This window comes from Streptosporangium sp. NPDC000095 (assembly GCF_042899335.1).
Classification (GTDB): Bacteria; Actinomycetota; Actinomycetes; order Streptosporangiales; family Streptosporangiaceae; genus Streptosporangium.
The window spans coordinates 1-19,446 of sequence record NZ_JBIAZS010000028.1; the positions used below are offsets into that span (position 1 = coordinate 1).

21 protein-coding genes are annotated in these 19,446 nt (G+C 66.4%); 13 read left to right on the forward strand and 8 right to left on the reverse strand.

The features are described 5' to 3' along the window. Positions 1-971: 971 nt before the first annotated feature. Positions 972-1,337, reverse strand: a complete 366-nt coding sequence (locus ACFY3V_RS37165) for a hypothetical protein (RefSeq protein WP_389779953.1) — start codon at positions 1,335-1,337, stop codon at positions 972-974. A 173-nt stretch (positions 1,338-1,510) separates the two neighbouring features. Between ACFY3V_RS37165 and ACFY3V_RS37170 the strand changes: the two genes are divergently transcribed. The 3 genes from ACFY3V_RS37170 (at position 1,511) to ACFY3V_RS37180 (ending at position 4,330) form a co-directional block, all read left to right on the forward strand. Continuing rightward, positions 1,511-1,942, forward strand: coding sequence for a hypothetical protein (locus tag ACFY3V_RS37170; protein WP_389779955.1), 432 nt, complete (start codon positions 1,511-1,513; stop codon positions 1,940-1,942). Positions 1,943-2,311: 369 nt separating this feature from the next. Continuing rightward, a complete protein-coding gene (locus tag ACFY3V_RS37175; protein ID WP_389779957.1) occupies positions 2,312-3,037 on the forward strand; it encodes a uridine kinase in 726 nt (241 codons plus the stop codon). Between the two features lie 753 nt (positions 3,038-3,790). Then, complete coding sequence (locus ACFY3V_RS37180; RefSeq protein ID WP_389779959.1) at positions 3,791-4,330, forward strand: hypothetical protein; 540 nt, start codon at positions 3,791-3,793, stop codon at positions 4,328-4,330. Positions 4,331-4,442: 112 nt separating this feature from the next. On the opposite strand, the gene ACFY3V_RS37185 is transcribed toward ACFY3V_RS37180, so the two are convergent. After that, positions 4,443-4,634, reverse strand: a complete 192-nt coding sequence (locus tag ACFY3V_RS37185) for a hypothetical protein (RefSeq protein ID WP_389779961.1) — start codon at positions 4,632-4,634, stop codon at positions 4,443-4,445. 9 nt (positions 4,635-4,643) lie between these two features. Here ACFY3V_RS37185 and ACFY3V_RS37190 point away from each other — a divergent pair, with 9 nt between their 5' ends. Then, positions 4,644-5,393, forward strand: a complete 750-nt coding sequence (locus ACFY3V_RS37190) for an Imm10 family immunity protein (protein WP_389779963.1) — start codon at positions 4,644-4,646, stop codon at positions 5,391-5,393. Positions 5,394-5,625: 232 nt separating this feature from the next. Next, positions 5,626-6,180, forward strand: coding sequence for a hypothetical protein (locus tag ACFY3V_RS37195; protein WP_389779965.1), 555 nt, complete (start codon positions 5,626-5,628; stop codon positions 6,178-6,180). A 467-nt stretch (positions 6,181-6,647) separates the two neighbouring features. On the opposite strand, the gene ACFY3V_RS37200 is transcribed toward ACFY3V_RS37195, so the two are convergent. After that, the gene (locus ACFY3V_RS37200) at positions 6,648-6,974 is read right to left on the reverse strand and encodes a hypothetical protein (protein WP_389779967.1); all 327 of its coding nucleotides are present in this window, start codon (positions 6,972-6,974) and stop codon (positions 6,648-6,650) included. Between the two features lie 494 nt (positions 6,975-7,468). Here ACFY3V_RS37200 and ACFY3V_RS37205 point away from each other — a divergent pair, with 494 nt between their 5' ends. The 7 genes from ACFY3V_RS37205 (at position 7,469) to ACFY3V_RS37235 (ending at position 14,310) form a co-directional block, all read left to right on the forward strand. Next, complete coding sequence (locus ACFY3V_RS37205; RefSeq protein WP_389779969.1) at positions 7,469-8,020, forward strand: RNA polymerase sigma factor; 552 nt, start codon at positions 7,469-7,471, stop codon at positions 8,018-8,020. Further along, on the forward strand, positions 8,017-8,889 hold the full coding sequence (locus ACFY3V_RS37210) for a hypothetical protein (protein ID WP_362907052.1): 873 nt from the start codon (positions 8,017-8,019) through the stop codon (positions 8,887-8,889). Before ACFY3V_RS37205 ends, ACFY3V_RS37210 begins: the two co-directional genes overlap by 4 nt. 239 nt (positions 8,890-9,128) lie before the next feature. Continuing rightward, positions 9,129-9,581 (forward strand): hypothetical protein, encoded by a 453-nt coding sequence (locus tag ACFY3V_RS37215; protein ID WP_389779971.1) that lies wholly within the window; start codon positions 9,129-9,131, stop codon positions 9,579-9,581. Beyond that, positions 9,568-10,110 (forward strand): DUF3995 domain-containing protein, encoded by a 543-nt coding sequence (locus tag ACFY3V_RS37220; protein ID WP_362907056.1) that lies wholly within the window; start codon positions 9,568-9,570, stop codon positions 10,108-10,110. The genes ACFY3V_RS37215 and ACFY3V_RS37220 overlap by 14 nt, the downstream gene beginning before the upstream one ends. A gap of 173 nt (positions 10,111-10,283) precedes the next feature. After that, positions 10,284-11,480, forward strand: coding sequence for a sensor histidine kinase (locus ACFY3V_RS37225; RefSeq protein ID WP_389779974.1), 1,197 nt, complete (start codon positions 10,284-10,286; stop codon positions 11,478-11,480). 24 nt (positions 11,481-11,504) lie between these two features. Further along, a complete protein-coding gene (locus tag ACFY3V_RS37230) occupies positions 11,505-12,158 on the forward strand; it encodes a response regulator transcription factor (protein WP_362907060.1) in 654 nt (217 codons plus the stop codon). A gap of 676 nt (positions 12,159-12,834) precedes the next feature. After that, a complete protein-coding gene (locus ACFY3V_RS37235; RefSeq protein WP_389779976.1) occupies positions 12,835-14,310 on the forward strand; it encodes an endo-1,4-beta-xylanase in 1,476 nt (491 codons plus the stop codon). Positions 14,311-14,705: 395 nt separating this feature from the next. Here the strand turns inward: ACFY3V_RS37235 and ACFY3V_RS37240 are convergent, their stop codons facing one another. Further along, positions 14,706-15,116, reverse strand: coding sequence for a winged helix-turn-helix transcriptional regulator (locus tag ACFY3V_RS37240; RefSeq protein WP_389779978.1), 411 nt, complete (start codon positions 15,114-15,116; stop codon positions 14,706-14,708). 75 nt (positions 15,117-15,191) lie between these two features. Between ACFY3V_RS37240 and ACFY3V_RS37245 the strand changes: the two genes are divergently transcribed. Next, complete coding sequence (locus ACFY3V_RS37245) at positions 15,192-16,088, forward strand: SDR family NAD(P)-dependent oxidoreductase (protein ID WP_389779980.1); 897 nt, start codon at positions 15,192-15,194, stop codon at positions 16,086-16,088. On the opposite strand, the gene ACFY3V_RS37250 is transcribed toward ACFY3V_RS37245, so the two are convergent. From ACFY3V_RS37250 to ACFY3V_RS37265, 4 genes are all read right to left on the reverse strand, one after another. Continuing rightward, the gene (locus ACFY3V_RS37250; protein ID WP_362903287.1) at positions 16,073-16,210 is read right to left on the reverse strand and encodes a hypothetical protein; all 138 of its coding nucleotides are present in this window, start codon (positions 16,208-16,210) and stop codon (positions 16,073-16,075) included. The two genes, ACFY3V_RS37245 and ACFY3V_RS37250, sit on opposite strands and share 16 nt — an antisense overlap. A 93-nt stretch (positions 16,211-16,303) precedes the next feature. Then, on the reverse strand, positions 16,304-17,479 hold the full coding sequence (locus ACFY3V_RS37255; RefSeq protein ID WP_389780042.1) for an ABC transporter permease: 1,176 nt from the start codon (positions 17,477-17,479) through the stop codon (positions 16,304-16,306). A 47-nt stretch (positions 17,480-17,526) separates the two neighbouring features. Further along, positions 17,527-18,195 (reverse strand): ABC transporter ATP-binding protein, encoded by a 669-nt coding sequence (locus tag ACFY3V_RS37260; RefSeq protein WP_389779982.1) that lies wholly within the window; start codon positions 18,193-18,195, stop codon positions 17,527-17,529. After that, positions 18,192-19,328 (reverse strand): peptidoglycan-binding protein, encoded by a 1,137-nt coding sequence (locus ACFY3V_RS37265; RefSeq protein ID WP_362903290.1) that lies wholly within the window; start codon positions 19,326-19,328, stop codon positions 18,192-18,194. Before ACFY3V_RS37265 ends, ACFY3V_RS37260 begins: the two co-directional genes overlap by 4 nt. Positions 19,329-19,446 lie beyond the last annotated feature (118 nt).

Sequence of the window (19,446 nt, forward strand, 5' to 3'; positions counted from 1 at the left end):
ACCCCGTGCCCGTTGCGTGCCCGTCAGGAGGGGGATCAAGGGGGAATCACGGGTACTCGAAGCGCTCCCCCCGCAGGTCAGCATCCTCCCAGCTCGGCGACCAGATGCGATAGAGACTTCCCAAGCCGACAGCGTAGGTTCGATTCCCGCACCCACTCTCGGCATGAAAGCCCGTATCAGTTACCACCCCCGCCTAACGCGTACGGGTGTTGAAGTCAGTTACCGCTTCTCCGGGAAGAGGCTCGCCTAGCTGCTACAGAGGCAATAGCGCAGGCCACAAACAGGCTGATGGAGACATAGATGACGGGATTGACAAATACGGGCACTAGATCAACGACTCCGCTGTCGGATGTGCACAGGGGGTTGCTCAGTGGCCACAAGCTCGACGGCTCTTGTGCGGAACTCGAGTAATCGTACCCGTGAGCCATACACGGATCCTCCGGATCGTGATAGAAGAAACCGCCAACGAAGTATCCGGCCCCGTAGATCGCCACCGCAACACAAGCCGCGATGGCACTGGCCTCTACCCACACAGTCCACGCGCGTCGTTGGCCTCTTCGGAGGAGGGTGACGGCGGTGTGTATCGTCAGCCCGACCGCCAGGATCACTATCAGTGGCCACCAAACAGGGGCCATGAAGAGGATAAAGACGAAGGATTCAGTCATAGTGATGAAATCTTTGCAGGTTAAGCAAGATCGGCATGTGTCTTTGTAAGCAAGTGATCCATCGGGCTTTGGGGAACCACTTTGGGGGCCACACTGACGGAAGATCATGAACTGAGCCGAGCCACCGGGGAACACCGATCTGACCTGTCAGTTGCAATCTCCGTTGCAGTTCTAAGCCGTTCCAGACCGTTCAGGATGGACCGCCTACCCCCTCTGCACTGCATTGAAATATCCGGAAAAGCTCATGGCCGATCTTTTAATCCGTAGGTTCACGAGTCGAATCTGAGCTTTGTCGCCTCCACGACATCACCCCCAGGAGCCTGGCGGGTCAACGGTGAGATCCTCAGGCTGCGGGAGCGAGGCCGGCTCGTCATCGACGGTGTAGACCTCAAGGCACGAAAGATGACCGTTCTCGACGAAGAGCAAGACACCGTCATTGCGCCCGCGCACGTCGGCGGAGATCAGCACACCGTCTTGTACCGGGGAGGCGAGCGCACGTGGCCCTGTTCCTGCCCGAAGATCCACCGTTGCACATCCACACCCACACCGTCCGGCCACAATTGCCGAAGGGACCTGAGCGCGAAGTTCGTCCACGCCAGGGAAATCCTGCGTGAGAAGAGCCAGGATGACGGCTTGCTCCTCGGCTGACAGATGGCGTTCGCTGATCGACACATCGTCAAGGTAGCGAACCGGGCGCGTGGAATATGTGCGGGATGATCCTCGGTGGACGGTGCCATGAGGAAGGTTCCTGCCCTGCTCAGAGCCGCCTTGCTCTCCTGGAACGTAACCCTCTTGAAAACCGCTAGGCCGGATCCTGACGATCAGCTCCTCGATACTTTTGACGGGTGATCGATCATGGCATCGAGTTTCCTCAATACCGCCTGCATGTTGTCCCTGCGGTCGTCGCACTCGCGAGCTCATCCTGGCAACGTGAGGTGTGGCTGAACCTCGACGAGTTCGAGAATCTCGACTATGTGGTGCACGTCCTGTTCGATGACTTCTGCGATGCACGCGAGCCACAGTCCTGGCTGGGAAAGAGCCTGCGCACAGACGAGGAGGTCTCGTTGATGGCAGACCTCGGTGCCGCCTATTCCGAAGTACAGGAGTCAGTGGGTGCGACCGCCAGGGACGAGACGTATCTGGGATCGCCCGGTTGGCCGGCTGTGCTGGCTGCAGCGGCGCGACTGGCTCACGTGCTGGTAACGAACGACCTCACCGCTTTGAGCAGGTTGCATGACGCCGGGCACCGCTGGCCTCCTTCTACCATGATCGAATGAGTGATCGTCGAAGCGATAGGGAGGCAGCCGAGGGGAATTGGAACTTCCTGCGGGAGGTTGTGCTCAAGGCACGAAAGATGCCGCGGTGATGACGAGCCTGGCCTTCGACACCAACCGACTGTCGACTGCCGGTGTTTCCTATGTCTTGAGACCGGTGTTTCCGATGTCCTGAACCAACACACCACGCTCTCCGCTGAGCACCGCGAACGGCATCTGACCAGGGGCTTCCCTCGGGTCGGGCACCGTTGATCGTTTCTGGGGTGTGCAGTCGTATGCCGCTCTGACCGGCCCTGAGTCGGTGTTCGCGGGATATATGCGGGATGGATCTTGATGTGGAAGTCGAAGGTCACGCGACGTAGGCTCCCGTTCATGACCTCGCGCTGGACCGATGTCCACACCTCGGTTTCAACGTGGCGGCAGCCCTGCCCGCTCCCCGCCTCGCCCGAACGCGCCGCACTGGTCAAGAAGGTCGCCGACCGGATCCTGGCACTCGGTGACGAACGGCTGCGGGTGGGCATCGACGGGCCGACCGCGTCGGGCAAGACGAGCTTCGGCCACGAACTCGCCGAGCAAATCAGCCGGATGGGACGCTCCGTACTACGAGCGAGTTTGGACGACTTCAAGAAGCCGTGGCGGGATCGTCATCTCTACGACCGGGAGTCAGGTGAGGGGTATTACCGCAACGCCTTCGACTACACCGCCGTAACCACGCTACTGCTACAGCCGTGCAGTTCCCACGGATCAGGGCGAGTCGTGCTGTGTGGCATCGACCCGCTGACACAGGTGGACCACTCATCGGTGGTGACGATCGCATCTTCGAACGCCGTCCTGGTCGTCGACGGCGTTTTCGCGTTCCGCCCGGAGATCAACGAGTATTGGGACTTCCGCATCCGGCTGGAAACGCTCCCGGAGACCTCTCTGCGTCGCGGGGCCGAACGCGACCAGGATTGGGCCGGCTCCGAAGCCGAGGCCCTCAACCGTGAGCGCTATCTGCTATCCGAGGGTCTCTACGTCGCCGAGGTCGACCCACTGCGCCTGGCGGACGTGGCCATCGACAACACGGTCTTCGGCCGACCTCAGATCGTGCAAGGCTGATCGCATGGTGGTCGAGCGTCGGGCAAGACGCTGATGAGCGCGTCGGCTGTCATGCCAGCCCGGAGAACGGTGAAATCCACCTGATCAAGGTGATCGGACGGGGTCTCGTCAACTTTCTTAAGACGAAGGGGCCCATAGCGAGCGGAACCCCTTGAACGCTTACGTGTGATCCTGTCGTGAGCGCGTCGTCTGTTCGCGGACTGGCAATCTCCACGCCTCCGTCGATGCACGTGGTGCAGACCTTGAGCAGCACATCCACTCCGTGCCCTGCCTGCTCGGCCACGTCGGGAGCCGCCACTCCGGCGTTGAGCATCAGCTGAGTTTCCGAACCGGGCAGAATCAAATCGTGGACCAGGGGTCCCCGCTTTTGAAAGCTGCTCGGCTCTGTCCCGTCGACGTCCTGACCGAGGAAGCCGGCGTCAGCGTGGCCGACGTGCGCGGTGCGGCGCGCCACCGTACCCCCGGTTCTCCGCCCGCCCGCCGCCGTCCGGGCGTGCGGCGTGTGCGTCGGTCCCGGACGGCAGCGGGACACCGAGTCGGGTACCGTGCGCCGCTCCCGCCGTATGGACCGAACCACCGGCCGGGGTTGCCACATCGCCGCACAGATGCAGCCCTACGGTCGCCGACGCTTGGCTGGTCACCGTACATGGTCGGGGGCGATCGGTGAGCCAGGGGTCGTTCTCCACCCCGGCTCACCGGTAACGTGGCTGATCACCGTTGGGAAAAGCGTCCGATGCAGCGTACGGTCGGGGCGTGCGCAACTGGATGTGCGTAGTACTTATGGGAACACTCCTGGCCTGTCTCACTGGCTGCACAGTCGCCGCCAACGGCAATGTCGGTATCAGTGTGGACGAGTCAGGTCACCTCATCGCCGTACTGGCCTGGTGTGGGCCTGCACCGGACGGAGTGAAGCTCTACCACAAGCGTGTCACTCCCCAAAGGAGCCCGACCGGCAACCCCGACGATGCGTACATCGACGACGCGGTATACCAAGCACCCACCTTGAACGGACAGAGCGCCTCGTTTCGACTCGACACCCCCGCCGGTGGCTGGGTGATCACGCCCAAACCTCCCTCTCTGGAGCCGGCGATCACCTACAACGCGTACGGCTTCACCAACGACAACACCAGTTCGCTACGACACGTGACGTTCGAGCTCGACGATGCCGCCAAGATCGGCCCGGGCCAGGTGCTGATACAGGAACTGGACGAGAAGGAGCAACAAGAAATCGACGTCGTGATCTCTCTGGACACTTTCGAGCGAATGGGTCAGGATCCCCGAAACTGTCCTTGAGATCATGCTCTCGTGCGATATGCATGAAATGATCAAGATGGCGGGAACGACTGAAAGACGCCCGATGAACTCCTGTTCTCGTTCGTCCAACGGAAAAGGCGCGGTGAGTATGTCATCCGACCTCACGCACGAACTCTGCCTCGAAATCGGGCGAACCGTGCGGGATGGCGCCCCGGACGGATGGCAGGAGGTCGATGTCCTTCGCTGCCAGCTCGGCACCTTCGGCATGACCGCGATCACCTATCGGATGGCGGACGATTCCCGGCAAACTCGAGATGGCGAGGACCTCGGTGACCTTTTCCATCGGCTGAAAGTGGCCGAGTACAAGGCGGGTGAGGGGACGTGGTTCGTCTGCCGGCTCGGCTACGGCCTTCGCGGGAAGTCGTACGACGCCATGATGGAGACCTTCAGCATGGAGTCGCCTTTCTCCCGGGACTACACCGTCATGATGCCGCCCGCCTTCGGGATGGAGCTGCCTTTTGCCCAAGCCGTCGAGGTGCCCGCCTGGGCCTATGTGGAGGAACTGACCATGTTCCCGCGCAGGCCGGACCTCACCCCGTCGTGGATGCGCGCCGCCTGGCCCGAAGGTGTGCCCCTGCCTGAGGGCGACTCCACTCTCACCTCACCGGCCGACAGCGAACCCGGTTCGGCCTGGCCTCCGCTGGGAACCATGGTCGCGCGAACCGTCGGCCGCGACGAGGACCCGGAGACGATCGTTTTCGGGATGGCCGAACACGAGGACGGCACCGGGAACGCCTTGATCTTCATGATGTCCGCCGAGGAACCTGACGAGCAGGAGACAGGGCTTGGCATGGACACATACTGCATCGTCCGCGAGGACCAGGCAGGCACCACCTACGGCGGCGTGACTCACTGCGGGATCGACTCCGGTCGCCTGACCTTCCACTTCACCGCGGAGGCCGCGAAGGAACTGAACGTGGAGCCCGTCGTCCGGATCGATCTCCAGATCGACGAGGGCGGCGTCGAACTGCTCAGAAGCAGCCTGCGAGAGATCCTGCTGTCCGGCCGTCACGACCAGCACCCCCAGGGCATGCATCTCTGACCGCCGGGCCATCGGCGGGCTGTCAACCAGGGTGACGAGGGGTCAACCACGGTCACTCACGACCGGCCCGAAGCTCAAGCTGGCAGCCCTACCGGCCGTACTCGACGCACTTCCCAAGCCCGGCAGCGCGGGTTCGATTCCCGTCACCCGCTCCACTTCAGAAAAACGGCGTCTTCCGATCGGCCGGATAACTCACATGCTTCGGCTCATGCCCTGATGTCACACTGTCGCGATGTCCCGAACCGACCTCAGCGATATCGAGTATCTGCGTCACATCGAGCACCTGGCACGCGAGATCGTCAACGCGGCAGACGACGCGGGATGGCTCACTCTCACCACCGTTTCCGATGAGGCCACGCCACTTCGGCGAGCGGTGATCGAGACAGCCCGCCAACTCCGTCACCATCACTTCGATGGGGACGGATGTCTCGACGAGGACCTTCCGCTGATGAAGCTCGCCGGAGTGGTCGTCCTCCGGCCGCACGCCCTTCCCATCGGCATGGAAGAGAGCTACACCGAGATCTGCGCCCGCCTGGACATCGAAGCCCGGCCCGGAGGGTGGGCGATCTGGAACACCTGGGCCAAAGACGGCCAGCCCATCTCGATCGTCCTGGTCGACTCCAGCGGCACCGAGGGACTGCTCACGAACTGGGCACAGGGCGTCGAGGTCCACCCGATCACCCCTCTCCCGGCCCAAGTAGTCCTGACACGGCAGGGATGGGTCACCCCCATGACCCTGTCCCCTGCCAGTGCCCGGAAGTTGGGTGCGACTCGCCCCACCTGCTGAACGCCTTCCGTACACCCCGAGGTCTTCGGCGGAGGAATCCCAATTACGGGATGAGCAGGTATACGTAGGTGGATGATTTCGTCCATTAGATAAACTATGGGATTCTCTTCGGCATGACTGAGCCTACAGAGACCCCGCCTCCCTATATTCCTGGCCCCAGGCCCGACGACGATATCGTATCTGTTCGCATGCTGGGATCTATTGCGTTGGTTGGCGGCGTCGTTCTGTCCTTCGGTATTCTGCTCTTCGGCGGTAGGTTTTCGTCATGGCCATGGCTCGTGGGCTTATGGCTCACAGCGCTGATCGGTCTTGGATTACGTCTGGAGGCGGCGATTCGCGAGCAGAAGCGACGCCGCTGAGGTTCCTGCTGTCACTCTTGATCTCCGCGCTGATACCCGACGTCGGGCGGATCGTCGGTTTCGTAGGACACGGAGTCGCTCTGAGCGGCAGAGCGACGAGGCTTGTAGCTACGATCCGCGGGTGCGTCGGCGCACCATGACGATCAGTCCCATCTGGATGAGGAGTAAAACCAGCGCGACGACTCCCGATGCGGTGGCCAGCTCTTCCTCTGAAAGCCCGCCGACGCATTCCGTTATGTTGCCACCCTCATATGAAAGGGTGCAGGTAGGGCCGAGGATCATGAGAGCGATGAACCAGTTGGCGAGCAGAAGGGGAGCCGAACCCAGGATGAAGAGCAGCGTGATGTGGTTCATCCTCCCGCTTGTCGGGTTCACCTTCGCCGCAATAGGTGCTGGACGCCCGCTTACATCGGAATCACGACTCACTTCGAACATGTAAGCAGGGTCAAGTGATCGTGACAAGGGCGGCACGGTGCACCTCCAGTCAGGTGGTTTCGTTCTCCTCCGTGTACATCACCGGCTCCGGAGCTGTCCGGCTGGGAGGATGAAAAGGGCTCCGTGAGTTTTCAGGATTCCTGCTTCTCAAGACGAAACCCCGCTCGGCGCCGCCCGCCTCCTGATCGGAGGTCGTGATCCGCTGGAGCCGGGCGAGTGCGGGTCGGTGAGATCGCTTTCCTGACCTTTGAACACCGGCAGCGTCTCAAGCCAGGCGATGTGATCACCATGTACGAGATCCGAGCTCGTGGACACCTGGTTGTGGTCATCTGCTGCGTGCCCGTGGGCACCGTACAACCACGCGGGGCATCCAGCTCCGAGATGATCGACCGGCGGTAGCCGGAATCGTAAACGGCTGAAGTGGGAGCCGTGAAACGGTCTGCCAGGTCCGGACATTTCCACTGATGACACTAACTGTCGGAAGGAAATGCTCCGTGGGACCGCCCGAGGCCAGGCAACGTTTCGAAGAGATCTACCTGGCGCACTACCCAGCCGTTTCCAGCTACGTGACCCGCCGCGTCTCCTCGCCGAACGAGATCGCGGACGTGATCGCCGAAACGTTCCTGACCGCCTGGCGGCGGCTCGCCGACGTACCCGTGGGCGACGAGACCAGGCTGTGGCTGTACGGAGTGGCCAGGCGCGTGCTCGCCAACCACCGTCGCGCGGAGTCCCGGCGGAACGCCCTGGCCGTGCGCCTGCGGGAGGACCTGATCCTTTGGGAGGAGTCCGTCGTCGAGCAGCCGTACGACGGGGTTCGGGAGGCGTTCTCGCGACTGTCGGACGACGACAGGGAACTGCTGTCGCTGGTCGGCTGGGAGGGACTCGGCGCCGCCGAGATCGCGAAGGTGCTCGGGTGCTCCCGTGGCGCCGTACGCATCCGCCTGCACCGCGCCCGTAAAAGGCTGGCCGCCGAACTGGCCGCCGCCGAGCTCGACCTCACCAGGTATGGCACCCGTGCCGTCGCCCTTGCCAAGGAGAGCACATGACGAACGAGCTTCACCGTGTTGTCGCGGCGATCGCCCCGGATCCGGGCCCGGGTCTGGTGCCGGGCGCACGGGAACTGATGAACGAGATCATGGACGCCGATCCCACGCCCGCCCTCGGGCCTGTCGGCCGTCGCAGGCTGACCTGGCGGATCGCACTGCCCGCCGCCGCGCTGCTCGCCGCCGGGGTGACCTTCCTGAGCTGGACGGCGGTGCTGCCCGGTTTCGGGCCGCGGCCGGTGGCGGCTCTGGACATCAAGCAGCAGGACGGCTACTACCTCATCGAGGTGAAAGACCTTCACGCCGATCCGGAGAACTACGAGGCGCAGCTCAGAGCGGTCGGACTTGATATCTCACTCCGGCTCCTTCCGTCCACTCCCGGGCTCGTCGGCAGCATCATGGCCACCGACGACCGAAAGGTCGTCGACCAGATCAAGACGATCGACCAGCCTGGATCGTGCGACAAGGTAGGCGGCTGTCCGATCGGGCTCAAGGTCCCCGTGGACTTCGTCGGCTCGGCGGACATCTCCCTGGGACGTGCGGCTCAGCCCGGTGAAGCCTATGCGCGGATCACGTCCATCTCCGCCCTCGGCGAGCCCTTGCACTGCGTGCCTCACCTCAACAAGACCGTGGCCGAAGTACGGACGCTGCTCAAGGATCGTGGCATCACCATCGAGGAGTTCATGGTGAGCGATCCTCTGCGCACGAAACCCGGAGACTACGAGTTGACCGACTCCGTTCCCGACTCCTGGTATGTCATGGGCGGCACCCTCGGCATGCCCGGCAAGGCCACGATCTCCACCTTCTCGTCGCCGATGCCGGCCGACCAGGTGGAGAATGTGAGAAAGGCCACCGGCTGCCCCGGACTGTGACGGTGCCCTCGCACGATCCGAGAAACGGCCTTGGGGGACCCTGCCGCGGTTCTGGTTGTGATCCGACCCTGCGCAACCCCGTTCCGGAGGGACCGGCGGCAAGCCCCTGCGGCCACCCGCCTTCGAGATTCGAACGGGAATGCGCTCAAAGGAGGCCGCCGGTGCCTCCCCCGTCCGGGGGAGGCACCTCCCCTTCCGTGGGGAATCGCGTTTGACGTGCGGTTTCTACTCTCGTGGTCATGGTTACCTCTGATCGCCGACGACGCTGGCCGGCGTACGCGGTGGCGGTGCTGTTCCTCGGTTACGCCGCAGGGAAGGCCGCTTTTGCTCTGCAGGCCCGACTCGGGTTTCCGGGCGGGCCTCCCGTGTCGGCTGCCGAGGCTGGAAGCTATTTCATGGAGGCGGCCACCGCGCAGTGGCTCGCGACCGCGTCCGGCGTGCTGGGCGCGTGCGTCGCTCTCGCCACGGTCACGGCGCTGGGGCGCCGGGTGCCGAGAACGTTGATGCTGCTCGTGCTGGCCGGGATGTTGTTGGCCGTTGGCGGCGGTTCGGGGATCATGATCGTGGACGGGTTCGTCGGGATGGGTGTGGGCTGGCAGTGGTACCACGGGGTCCTTGGAATCCTCGTGATCGGGCTGTTCCTGGAGATGATCCGGTCCTACGCGGCGGTGACGAGACGTGTCGCGGACTGATCGGGCGCAGGTGGGCGCGTACGGGGCCGCGGCGTGCGCCGTGGCGTACGGATCGATGAAGCTCGCTCAGGCGCTGGGGGCCAACGCGCTGGCCGACAAGGACCCGTTACCCCCACACCTGCGCGAACAGTTGCTCGCACGTGATCTCCTGTTCGTGGCAAGCCACTGGTTGCTGGCCGGTGCCGCGATGGTCGGTGTCGTCGTCGCACTGGCCACCGTGAGGCCGTGGGGTACGAGAGTGCCGCGCCGGTTGCTGCTCGCGATCACCTGGACGCTCGGAGTCTTCATGATCGTCCGATCGATCGGCGTGCTCGGGTTCGGTTTCGTCGGCGACGTGCTGCTGTTGACCGGGGTTCGCCCGCCCTCGGCCGAGCACGCCTCGCTCGCTCGCGAGCTGGCACTTTGGGATCTGCTGCTGTGGTCGCCGTTCTTTCTTCTCTGGGGGGTGTGCTGGGCAACGGCCGGATGGCGGCTGAGCAGAGCGAGCGGCGGCGTGCCCGCAAAGCGGTCCGAGAGTTCGGCCGGGTAGGGCCGTGGCCAGGAGATCGTCTCGCGCCTCGCTCCCCGCGGGATCGAGCGGGGCATCGGGATGGGCATCGGGATGGGCATCGGGATGGGCATCGGGATGGGCATCGTCACGCTGGTATATGCCCACCGGACTCGCTCGCCGTGCGGCATCTGTGGTTGAGGATGATTGAAGGCATGTTGTCCCCCCTCGTTGGCCGCGCCACCTATCTGCGATGGGTCTGTCTCGTCCTCGGTGGAGCTTTGCTGATGCCGTACGTGATGGTGGGGTCCGTGATCGGTGGTCTCATCGGGTTGCCGGCCGCGCCAGGCCCCTTGCCCCAGCCGCTGGTTTTCCTGGCGGTGCTGCCGCTGGTGGCACTGACCGGGCTGGTGCTGCCGGTCCGGGCGCTGGAGGTGACGGCGGCGCGTAGCCTGCTTGGCGCCGAGATCGCCCCACTGCCCGCCGAGTGGGCGTCCGGCAGGCGGAGCTGGGATGAGCGCCGGCGTACCGCCACCTGGTTCACCCTGCACCTGGGGGTCGGCGGGGTGATGTCGGGACTGACGCTGGCGACGGTGCCGTTCGTGATCGTGACGATTCTGCTGCCGATCACCGGTGTCCCGTTCGACGTGTGGATGCTTTCCAGTTTGTGGGAGGTCTGGTGGAGCGGCCCGCTGCTGGGCGTCGCCCTCCTGGTCGCGCTCGTCTACCTGACCGCCGGGGTGGGTGTGTTGCTGGCCCGGTCGGCACCGAAGCTGCTCGGCCCCTCACCTGCCCAGCGGCTCGCGCTGCTTGAGGAACGGGTCCGCCGCCAGGCGGTCCGCAACGGCCTGGCCCGTGAACTGCACGATTCGATCGGGCACGCGCTGAATGTGGTGACCGTGCAGGCCGGGGCGGCCGCCCGGACCCTGGACCGCGACCCCGCGGTGGCCCGGGCCGTGCTGGGGGCGATCGAGGAATCGGCGCGCGCGGCGCTGGAGGAACTTGACCAGGTGCTGGGGGTGTTGCGCGAGCAGGAAGACGAGCCGTCCACGGCCCCGGCGCGGACGCTCGCCGACCTGAGCGGCCTGGTACGGGGGACCGGTGCCGCCGCTGAGGTCACCGGTGACCTGGCTACCGTGCCCAGCGAGATCTCCCGGGAGGTTTACCGGATCGCCCAGGAGTCGCTCACCAACGCCCTGCGCCACGGGACCGGTCCGGTACGGCTGGCGTTGGTCGTGCACGACGACCATCTGGAGCTCGACGTGCGCAATCCGGCGGGACGAGCGCCTGGCAGGAGTGGGCGCGGCATCGATGGCATGCGCGAGCGGGTCACCCTGCTGGGCGGCGACTTCGACGCCGGTCCCGCAGGTGGAGAGTGGCACGTTTCGCTACGACTGCGACTTCGCCCCTGAACGGTGGTGGATAGTGTCGGGCGCATGCCGATTCGTATGGTCATCGCCGATGACGAGGATCTGATCCGGACCGGTCTGCGGATCATCGTCGACTCCGAACCCGACCTGGAGGTGGTGGGCGAGGCGGCCGATGGAGCGGCAGTGGTGCCGGTGGTTCGGACGACGCGGCCCGACGTGGTGCTGATGGACGTGCGCATGCCCGCGGTGGACGGCATTCAGGCCACCCGGCTGCTGCTGGCGCTGCCCCAGCCACCCAAGGTCATCGTGGTGACCACCTTCAACAACGACAACTACATATATGACGCGTTGCGCGCGGGGGCCAGTGGCTTCCTGCTCAAGCGCAGCCGACCCGACGACCTGGTCCAGGCCGTCCGAATCGTCGCCGCCGGGGAGTCGCTGCTGTTCCCGGCCGCGATCCGCGCGCTCGCCGCGAACCGTCAGAGCCGATACGCCGCCCCCCGTGCCGTTCCCGGGCTCGGGAGGCTGACCGTGCGGGAGGCCGAGGTGCTGCGGTTGATGGCCTGTGGCCGATCCAACACCGAGATCGCCGCCGAGCTGGTCATCGGGGCTGAGACGGTGAAGACTCACGTCGGCAATGTCCTGGCCAAGCTGGGGGCGCGCGATCGTACCCAGGCCGTCATCACGGCCTACGAGTCCGGGTTCGTCTCCGTCGGCTGAGCCGAGACCGCGAACCGTCCGCCCGCAGTCCAAGACCGTACGACGGCTTCTTCGAGAACTCTGCCTCAGGTGTGAAGGCGGAGCGGCGGATGCGGAGTGACCTGGGAGTGTGGTGTCACCCAGGTCTGACCACATCGTGCGTCTCGGGGGGAGGTGCGCCGTGTTGACGCTGCCAAATCGCGGTGCGGCCTCCCTTCTGCATCCCGGTATCGCGGGTGGTGATGACGGAGAGTCAATACAGCGGGCCTGGACGTTGTCAAGGGACGGGGGTTCTCGGGGGGCGTCTGCGCCAGGCATCGCCGAGAAGGGCGTCGCTGCCTGCGGAGCTCGGTCCTCGATTCCGGAAGTTGCGGCCCTGATGTGAAAATTTCAGGACGAGACTGCCGATAGATTTCTCCTATATGCCCTGAAGAGATGCCGTGCCCTGGCTGTATCGGACCCGCGGTGAGGGGCATCGGTGCTGGAAGAGCGCGACCGAAAATTTCGCTTAAGTATTGACATGTTTCGGATAGATTTCCAAACTGAGTCTCCAAGCGGCCGGCCCTGCCTGATGTGGTGATCGAGTAAGGGTCGCCGGCCATGACGCCATCGTGGTGTGCGTCCCCGTCCGGGGTGCGGCGTCGTTCGCGGGGTTCCCGCGTATCCCTCTTTCCGTGATTTCAGTATGGAGTCAGGCATGGGCATGAAGGTTTCACCCCCATCCGCGCGCCGAAGTTTCGGTGCCCTCACCAAGATCATCAGTGCCGGCGTCGTGGGTGTCGTCGGTGCGGCGCTGATGGTGTCGGCTCCCGCGGAGGCGGCGGAGAGCACGCTGGCCGCCGCCGCCCAGCAGAGCGGTCGCTACTTCGGCACGGCGATCGCCGCGGGCAAGCTCGGTGATTCGCAGTACACCACGATCGCGAACCGTGAGTTCGACATGATCACGGCCGAGAACGAGATGAAGATCAACGCCACGGAGCCGAACCAGAACCAGTTCAACTTCACCAATGGCGATCGCATCTACAACTGGGCGGTGCAGAACGGCAAGCGGGTGCGCGGGCACACGCTGGCCTGGCACTCCCAGCAGCCGGGCTGGATGGAGGCCATGTCGGGCAACAACCTGCGTCAGGCGATGATCAATCACATCAACGGTGTGATGAACCACTACAAGGGCAAGATCTACGCCTGGGACGTGGTGAACGAGGCCTTCGCCGACGGTAACTCCGGCGGACGGCGGGATTCCAACCTGCAGCGCACCGGCAACGACTGGATCGAGGTCGCCTTCCGCACCGCGCGGGCCGCGGACCCGGCCGCCAAGCTCTGCTACAACGACTACAACATCGACAACTGGAGCTGGGCCAAGACCCAGGCCGTCTACAACATGGTCCGTGACTTCAAGCAGCGCGGCGTGCCGATCGACTGTGTGGGCCTGCAGTCGCACTTCAACAGCCAAAGCGCCTACAACAGCAACTACCGCACCACCATCTCCAGCTTCGCCGCCCTCGGCGTGGACGTGCAGATCACCGAGCTGGACATCCAGGGCGGTTCTGCCCAGACCTACGCCGCGGTGGTCAACGACTGCCTGGCGGTGGCGCGCTGCACCGGCATCACCGTGTGGGGTGTGCGCGACAGCGACTCCTGGCTGGGCGCCAACACCAGCCCGCTGCTCTTCGACGGCAACGGCAACAAGAAGGCCGCCTACACCTCGGTGCTGAACGCGCTCAACGCCGCGAGCCCGAACCCGAACCCCACCCCGACGGTGACCCCGACCACGACCCCGCCGCCCTCGGGTAGCGGGGGACAGATCCGGGGCGTGGCATCCGGCCGATGTGTGGACGTACCGAACGCCTCGACCACCGACGGTACCCAGCTCCAGTTGTGGGACTGCCACACCAACTCCAACCAGCAATGGACCTACACCTCCGACCAGGAGCTCCGCGTTTACGGCAACAAGTGCCTGGACGCCGCGGGCACCGGTAACGGCTCCAAGGTGCAGATCTACTCCTGCTGGGGCGGCAGCAACCAGAAGTGGCGCATCAACTCGGACAACTCCATCGTGAACGTCCAGTCGGGTCAGTGCCTCGACGCCGCCAACTCCAACAACGGGGCCCTGCTCCAGACCTACTCCTGCTGGGGCGGCAACAACCAGAAGTGGACCCGAAGCGGGTCGTAGGACGGCACCTGCCGGTGCCGACCGGGGCCGGGGCGGCAACGCCTGAGAACGGCGGCCGGCGGCCTCCCACCGGCACGGCATATCCGCAGGAAGCAGGCTGAAGGAAGAAGGACGAGCCTCCCCTGGTCCGGGGTGATCCCCCGGACCAGGGGAGGCCGACTCCGTTCATGGTCCGCCACCGGGTCACAGGGTGGAGGTGAGCCCTTCCCCGATCTTCTTCAGCTCGGCGTCGACGGCCTCGGCGTCGGAGAACTCCTTGGCGTACACCGGGCTGAACATGATCTCGGCCCTCTGAGCTTTCCCGGCATGGGATGCCTCACCTGAGTCGATCGCGTGCAGGCCGGGGAAGGGGAGTCCATGCCCGCACCATGGCCGGCATGGGGCCGATGAGGCCCTTACCCGGCGTCGGTGTGATGGGAGCGGGCCTCGTTGATGTCGGCCTCGTGGCGCACCGCCCAGTCGGCGAGGGCCGAGAGGGGCTCCAGCAGGGTCCGGCCGAGCGGGGTGAGGCTGTACTCGACGCTGGGAGGAACGGTGGGATACACCTCGCGCCGTACCAGACCATCGGTTTCCAGGGTGCGCAGCGTGCGGGTCAGCATGCGCTGGCTGATGCCTTCGATCGCGCGGTGCAGCTCGTTGTACCGATGAGGGCGACCGCCGAGCAGGACCAGCAGCAGCATGCTCCACCTGTCGCCCAGGCGTCGGAACACGTCCCCGACCGGGCACGCTTCGAACTCGTCGATCGGCACCGGACGAGGCAACGTGTGAGCCAGCACCGAGGGAACACCCGTGTGCGTACCGGACATGAAACTGCCTTCTTCCGTCTCCGACGTGGCAGCCCGACGATTGGACCGGCCGATCACCAGCCTATGGAGGACACGATGCCGGGCCAACGGGGAAAAACCGTGATCATCAGTGGGGGGACCGATGGCATGGGGCGCGCGACCGCTCTGGAACGGCTCGCGAGGGGCGACCGCGTCACCGTGATCGGCAGCAGCGAGGCCAAGGGGCGCGCGCTGCTCGACCACGCCGCGAATCCGAACCTGCGGTTCCTGCGCGCGGACCTGTCCTCGATCGCCGAGGTCGAACGGGTCGTCGCCGACATCGCCGAGCGCCACGACGCCGTCGACGCGCTCGCCCTGTTCGCCAACCGGATAAGCCCGAAGCGCAGGGAGACCGTGGACGGGCTGGAGTTCACGTTCGCCCTGTACTACCTGAGCCGCTATCTGCTCGGTTCTCGTCTGCGGCCGCTGCTGAACGCCGCACCCGCCCCGGTCGTCGTCAACGTCGCCGGGGTCGGCAACACCGCGGGCCGGATCTTCTGGGAGGACCCCCAGCTGACCCGCGGGTACGGCCAGGTGCGTGCACAGCTCCAGGCCGGGAGGGCGAACGACCTGCTCGGCGTCGCTTTCGCCAATCAGTCCGGGAACGGCGGGGACGGCGGGGACGGCGGGGACACAGTCCGCTACGTTCTCTATCACCCCGGCTTCACCCGCAGCGGGGTCGACGGCCATCCGAATCCGCTGGTCCGCGGGACGATCAAGCTGCTCGCGACCTTTTTCGCGCGCCCGGTGGCCGACGCGGTCCGGCCGATCGTCGAGTGGATCGACAACCCGCCGACCGAACCGCTCTCCGCGATCGACCGGGGCAAGGCGGTCGACAGGTCACTGAAGACGCTCGACCCTGACGACGCCGCGCGCCTGGTCGCCTACACCGAGGACCGCCTTCGCCGTCTCCGCGATCTCGGAAGGCCGGAAGCTCCTCAGACCGGACGGTAGACGTCCTCATCCCTTCCGGGGGCGTCACTGTTTCCGCGGTGCTGCCGCGCGTAGTGGCGGACGGCCAAGCCTCCGGTGGCGAGGATGAGGAAGACGAGCGCGATGTCCAAGGGGTTCACCATGCGCGCCCTCTGCCCTGTTTCGGGGTGGATAGTCACGATTCATCCGCGCCTCCCGGGACCGGGGCGGGTCGGCTACGACGGCGGCGAGCGTCTCTACGGTGTGGCGAGCGCCTCCGTCGGGGAGAGCCGGGAGGCGCGGACGGCGGGGTAGAGGCCGGCGAGGGCGCCGATGACCAGGGTCGTCGCGAGACCGCCGATCGTCGCCCAGACGGGGAGCACGAGCGGCCACCCCTGGTAGAGCGCGTATCCGGCGGTGACGCCCATGCCGAGGAGGACGCCGCCCGCCCCGCCCAGAGCCGAGAGCAGCAGCGACTCGGCGAGGAACTGCGTGCGGATCTGCCCGCGCGTCGCACCGAGCGAGCGGCGCAGGCCGATCTCCGGGCGCCGTTCCAGCACCGAGATGACCATGGTGTTCGCCACCCCGACGCCGCCGACGAGCAGCGCGACCGCGCCGACCCCGAGAAGGAGCCCGGTGAACGCCTGGCTGGTGGCCTGCTTGGCGGCGAGGGCGTCGGACGGGCGCGAGACCTCGACCTCGTTGGGCGCCTGCGGGTTCGCCGTACCGGCCAGGACCGAGCGGACGGACTCCAGCCTCGACTCGTCGGAGCGGGTGTAGAGGGTCGTGGGATGCCCGTCGAAGTCGAGCACCCTCTCCGCGGCCGGCCAGCCGATCAGCGCCGCGTCGTCCAGTTCGGTGGCGAGCGGCACCGGGTCGAGGATTCCGATGACGGTGAACCGCACGCCGCCGACGACGACCTGGGTGTCAGGTGCCGCCGCGCCCACCCCGAGCCGTTCCGCCGCCCGCGATCCGAGCACCACGGCCGGATAGCGTTCGGTCGCCCCGTTGAGCCAGGTGCCGCTGCGCACCGTCGCGCCCACCGTGGACAGCAGGTCGAGGCGGGCGGCGTGGGTGGAGATCCCCCCGGTCTGCGCCTCGGAGATCTCCTCGGACCGGTAGACCTTGGCGTCGTCGACGCGCCCGGCCGCGGAGACGGACTCCACGGGGCCGATCCGCTCGATCATCGCCTCGGCGTCCATCGGCATCTTCGCCGTCTCGCCCAGCAGCGTCCGGCCGGAGGAGACGGTGAGCAGGTTCGTGCCCAGTGCCGAGAGCGTACGGTCGAGTTCGGCCCCCGACGAGGAGGAGATGCCGACCACGCCGACCATCGCGGCGATGCCGATGGCCACCCCGAGCGCGGACAGGAACGCCCGCAGGGGGCGGGTGCGCAGGCCGACCGCGCCGACCCGCATCACGTCGCGCGGTCGCATCCTGGCCGGGACCAGCTTCGGAGGTTCCGTCCGATCGGTCACGGCCATCACGCCACACCGAGGCAGGCGACGATTCGGCCGTCGCGCATCCGTACCTGCCGGGGCAGGCTCGCGGCGATCTCCCGGTCATGCGTGATGATCACGATGGTGGTGCCCGAGGCGTTCAGATCGCGCAGCAGTTCCATCACCCCGGCTCCGGAGACGGAGTCCAGTGCGCCGGTCGGCTCGTCGGCGAGGAGCAGCGGAGGATCCCCGGCCACGGCGCGGGCGATCGCGACGCGCTGCCGCTCGCCACCGGACAGCTCGTGCGGCTCGTGGTCGAGGCGGTGGCCGAGCCCGACCCGTTCCAGCGCGGCCGAGGCCCGGCGTCGCCGTTCGGACAGGCCGAGACCGGTGTAGAGGAGGCCGTCGGCCACGTTGTCCAGCGCCGGAACCCTGGCGGCGAGGTGGAAGTGCTGGAAGACGAAGCCGATCCGCGTCGCCCGCAACGCGGAGAGCCCGCTGTCCGGCAGCGTCGAGACGTCGTACCCGTCGATGCGTACGGTTCCCGAGGTGGGACGGTCGAGCGTCCCGACGACGTTGAGCATCGTCGACTTGCCCGAGCCGGAGGGGCCCACGATGGCGACGAGTTCGCCGGGTCCGATCTCCAGGGAGACCGCGGCCAGCGCGGTGACCCCTCCGGGGTAGACCCTGGTCACATTCGACAGCGAGATCATTTCGGCATCCCCACGGTCATCCCCTCGTCGAGGCCGTCCCCGGAGATCTCGACCCGGCCGCCGGAGAACAGGCCCGTCTTCACCGTGAGATAGCGGGACCGGGCGCCCTCGACGACCTCGACGCCGAACCCGCCCTCCCTCAGCGCCACGAGCGCGGAGATCGGTACGGTCAGCACGTCCTCGCGCCTGGACGCCGTGAAGGTCACGTCCACCGCGGCCTGGTCGAGGCCGGCCGCCGCCTTCTGGCGGTCGAGGGAGACGAGCGCCTCAAGCCTCGTCTGCGGCTCCGCGTTCGGGCCCTCCCCGGGTTCGATGATCGTGGCGACCTCGGTGACCATGCCCGCCACCTTTCTGCCGTCGGGCATGGTGACCGACACCTTCGCCCCCTTCTTCGCCATCCGCCGGTCCTCTGCCTGCAGCCGGACGGTGACCACCTTGGTGGTGCCGGTGTAGGTGAGCACCTTCTGGCCGGGGGCGACGGGCTGGCCCGCCTCGGCCTGCAGGCTGTCCACACGGATCCTGCCGCCGGCGAAGACGACCTGGCCGAGCTCGACGACGCCGGTTTCCGCCAGACCCCGGTCGTCCTGCCACCGCATGACCGCCGAGGCCGTGGCGCCGGTGTACTCGTCGTCCACGGTGAAGCCGGTGTAGCCCAGCTCGCGGAGGTTGCGCTCCAGGCGCCTGACGTCGGCCCCCTTGGTGCCGATCCGCAGGTCGCGATAGGCGGGCGTCGCGCCGTACATGAGTACCACCGGTTCGTTGTCCACCCTGTAGAGCGGCTTGCCGCGGGTGACCTGGTCACCGCTGTCCGGAAGCCAGGTGAGCGTGCCGGGCCGCCGGCTCACCGCGGTGGTGGCCGGGCCGTAGCCGAGCTCGCCGTCGGCGTCCCGCGTGTCGGTGAGCGTCTGCCGCTGCACCGTCGTGGTGGCCGGGGGCAGCACGTTCGCCGTCCTGTCCGTTCCGGTGCCGCCCGGCCGGAGCAGGCCGTTCGCGGCCGCGGTGGCCGCTCCGAGGACGGCGACCGCGACGACCAGTCCGGCGACCTTCCTGCCACGGCCTCGGCCGCGGCGTCGCCGCGAGGGGGGAGAGGACGCGTCCATGTCCGTTCCGTCGTCGAGGGTGTCCGTGCCCATCAGGAGTCCTCCCGACGGGGCGGATGGGGATGGGGGCGTCTTGGCAGGAGGGTGGTCGGGCTCATCGGGAGTCCTCCTGACGGGTCGGATGGACTTGGCAGGAGGGTGGCCGCGCTCA

Excerpts from the sequence above, each read along its gene's own strand:
- ACFY3V_RS37175 (WP_389779957.1), top strand. The coding sequence starts at position 2,312 with ATGACCTCGCGCTGGACCGATGTCCACACCTCGGTTTCAACGTGGCGG.
- ACFY3V_RS37185 (WP_389779961.1), bottom strand. The coding sequence starts at position 4,634 with ATGGAAAAGGTCACCGAGGTCCTCGCCATCTCGAGTTTGCCGGGAATC.
- ACFY3V_RS37195 (WP_389779965.1), top strand. The coding sequence starts at position 5,626 with ATGTCCCGAACCGACCTCAGCGATATCGAGTATCTGCGTCACATCGAG.
- ACFY3V_RS37200 (WP_389779967.1), bottom strand. The coding sequence starts at position 6,974 with ATGTTCGAAGTGAGTCGTGATTCCGATGTAAGCGGGCGTCCAGCACCT.
- ACFY3V_RS37210 (WP_362907052.1), top strand. The coding sequence starts at position 8,017 with ATGACGAACGAGCTTCACCGTGTTGTCGCGGCGATCGCCCCGGATCCG.
- ACFY3V_RS37215 (WP_389779971.1), top strand. The coding sequence starts at position 9,129 with ATGGTTACCTCTGATCGCCGACGACGCTGGCCGGCGTACGCGGTGGCG.
- ACFY3V_RS37225 (WP_389779974.1), top strand. The coding sequence starts at position 10,284 with ATGTTGTCCCCCCTCGTTGGCCGCGCCACCTATCTGCGATGGGTCTGT.
- ACFY3V_RS37230 (WP_362907060.1), top strand. The coding sequence starts at position 11,505 with ATGCCGATTCGTATGGTCATCGCCGATGACGAGGATCTGATCCGGACC.
- ACFY3V_RS37235 (WP_389779976.1), top strand. The coding sequence starts at position 12,835 with ATGGGCATGAAGGTTTCACCCCCATCCGCGCGCCGAAGTTTCGGTGCC.
- ACFY3V_RS37240 (WP_389779978.1), bottom strand. The coding sequence starts at position 15,116 with ATGTCCGGTACGCACACGGGTGTTCCCTCGGTGCTGGCTCACACGTTG.
- ACFY3V_RS37245 (WP_389779980.1), top strand. The coding sequence starts at position 15,192 with ATGCCGGGCCAACGGGGAAAAACCGTGATCATCAGTGGGGGGACCGAT.
- ACFY3V_RS37250 (WP_362903287.1), bottom strand. The coding sequence starts at position 16,210 with ATGGTGAACCCCTTGGACATCGCGCTCGTCTTCCTCATCCTCGCCACC.
- ACFY3V_RS37255 (WP_389780042.1), bottom strand. The coding sequence starts at position 17,479 with ATGCGACCGCGCGACGTGATGCGGGTCGGCGCGGTCGGCCTGCGCACC.
- ACFY3V_RS37260 (WP_389779982.1), bottom strand. The coding sequence starts at position 18,195 with ATGATCTCGCTGTCGAATGTGACCAGGGTCTACCCCGGAGGGGTCACC.
- ACFY3V_RS37265 (WP_362903290.1), bottom strand. The coding sequence starts at position 19,328 with ATGGGCACGGACACCCTCGACGACGGAACGGACATGGACGCGTCCTCT.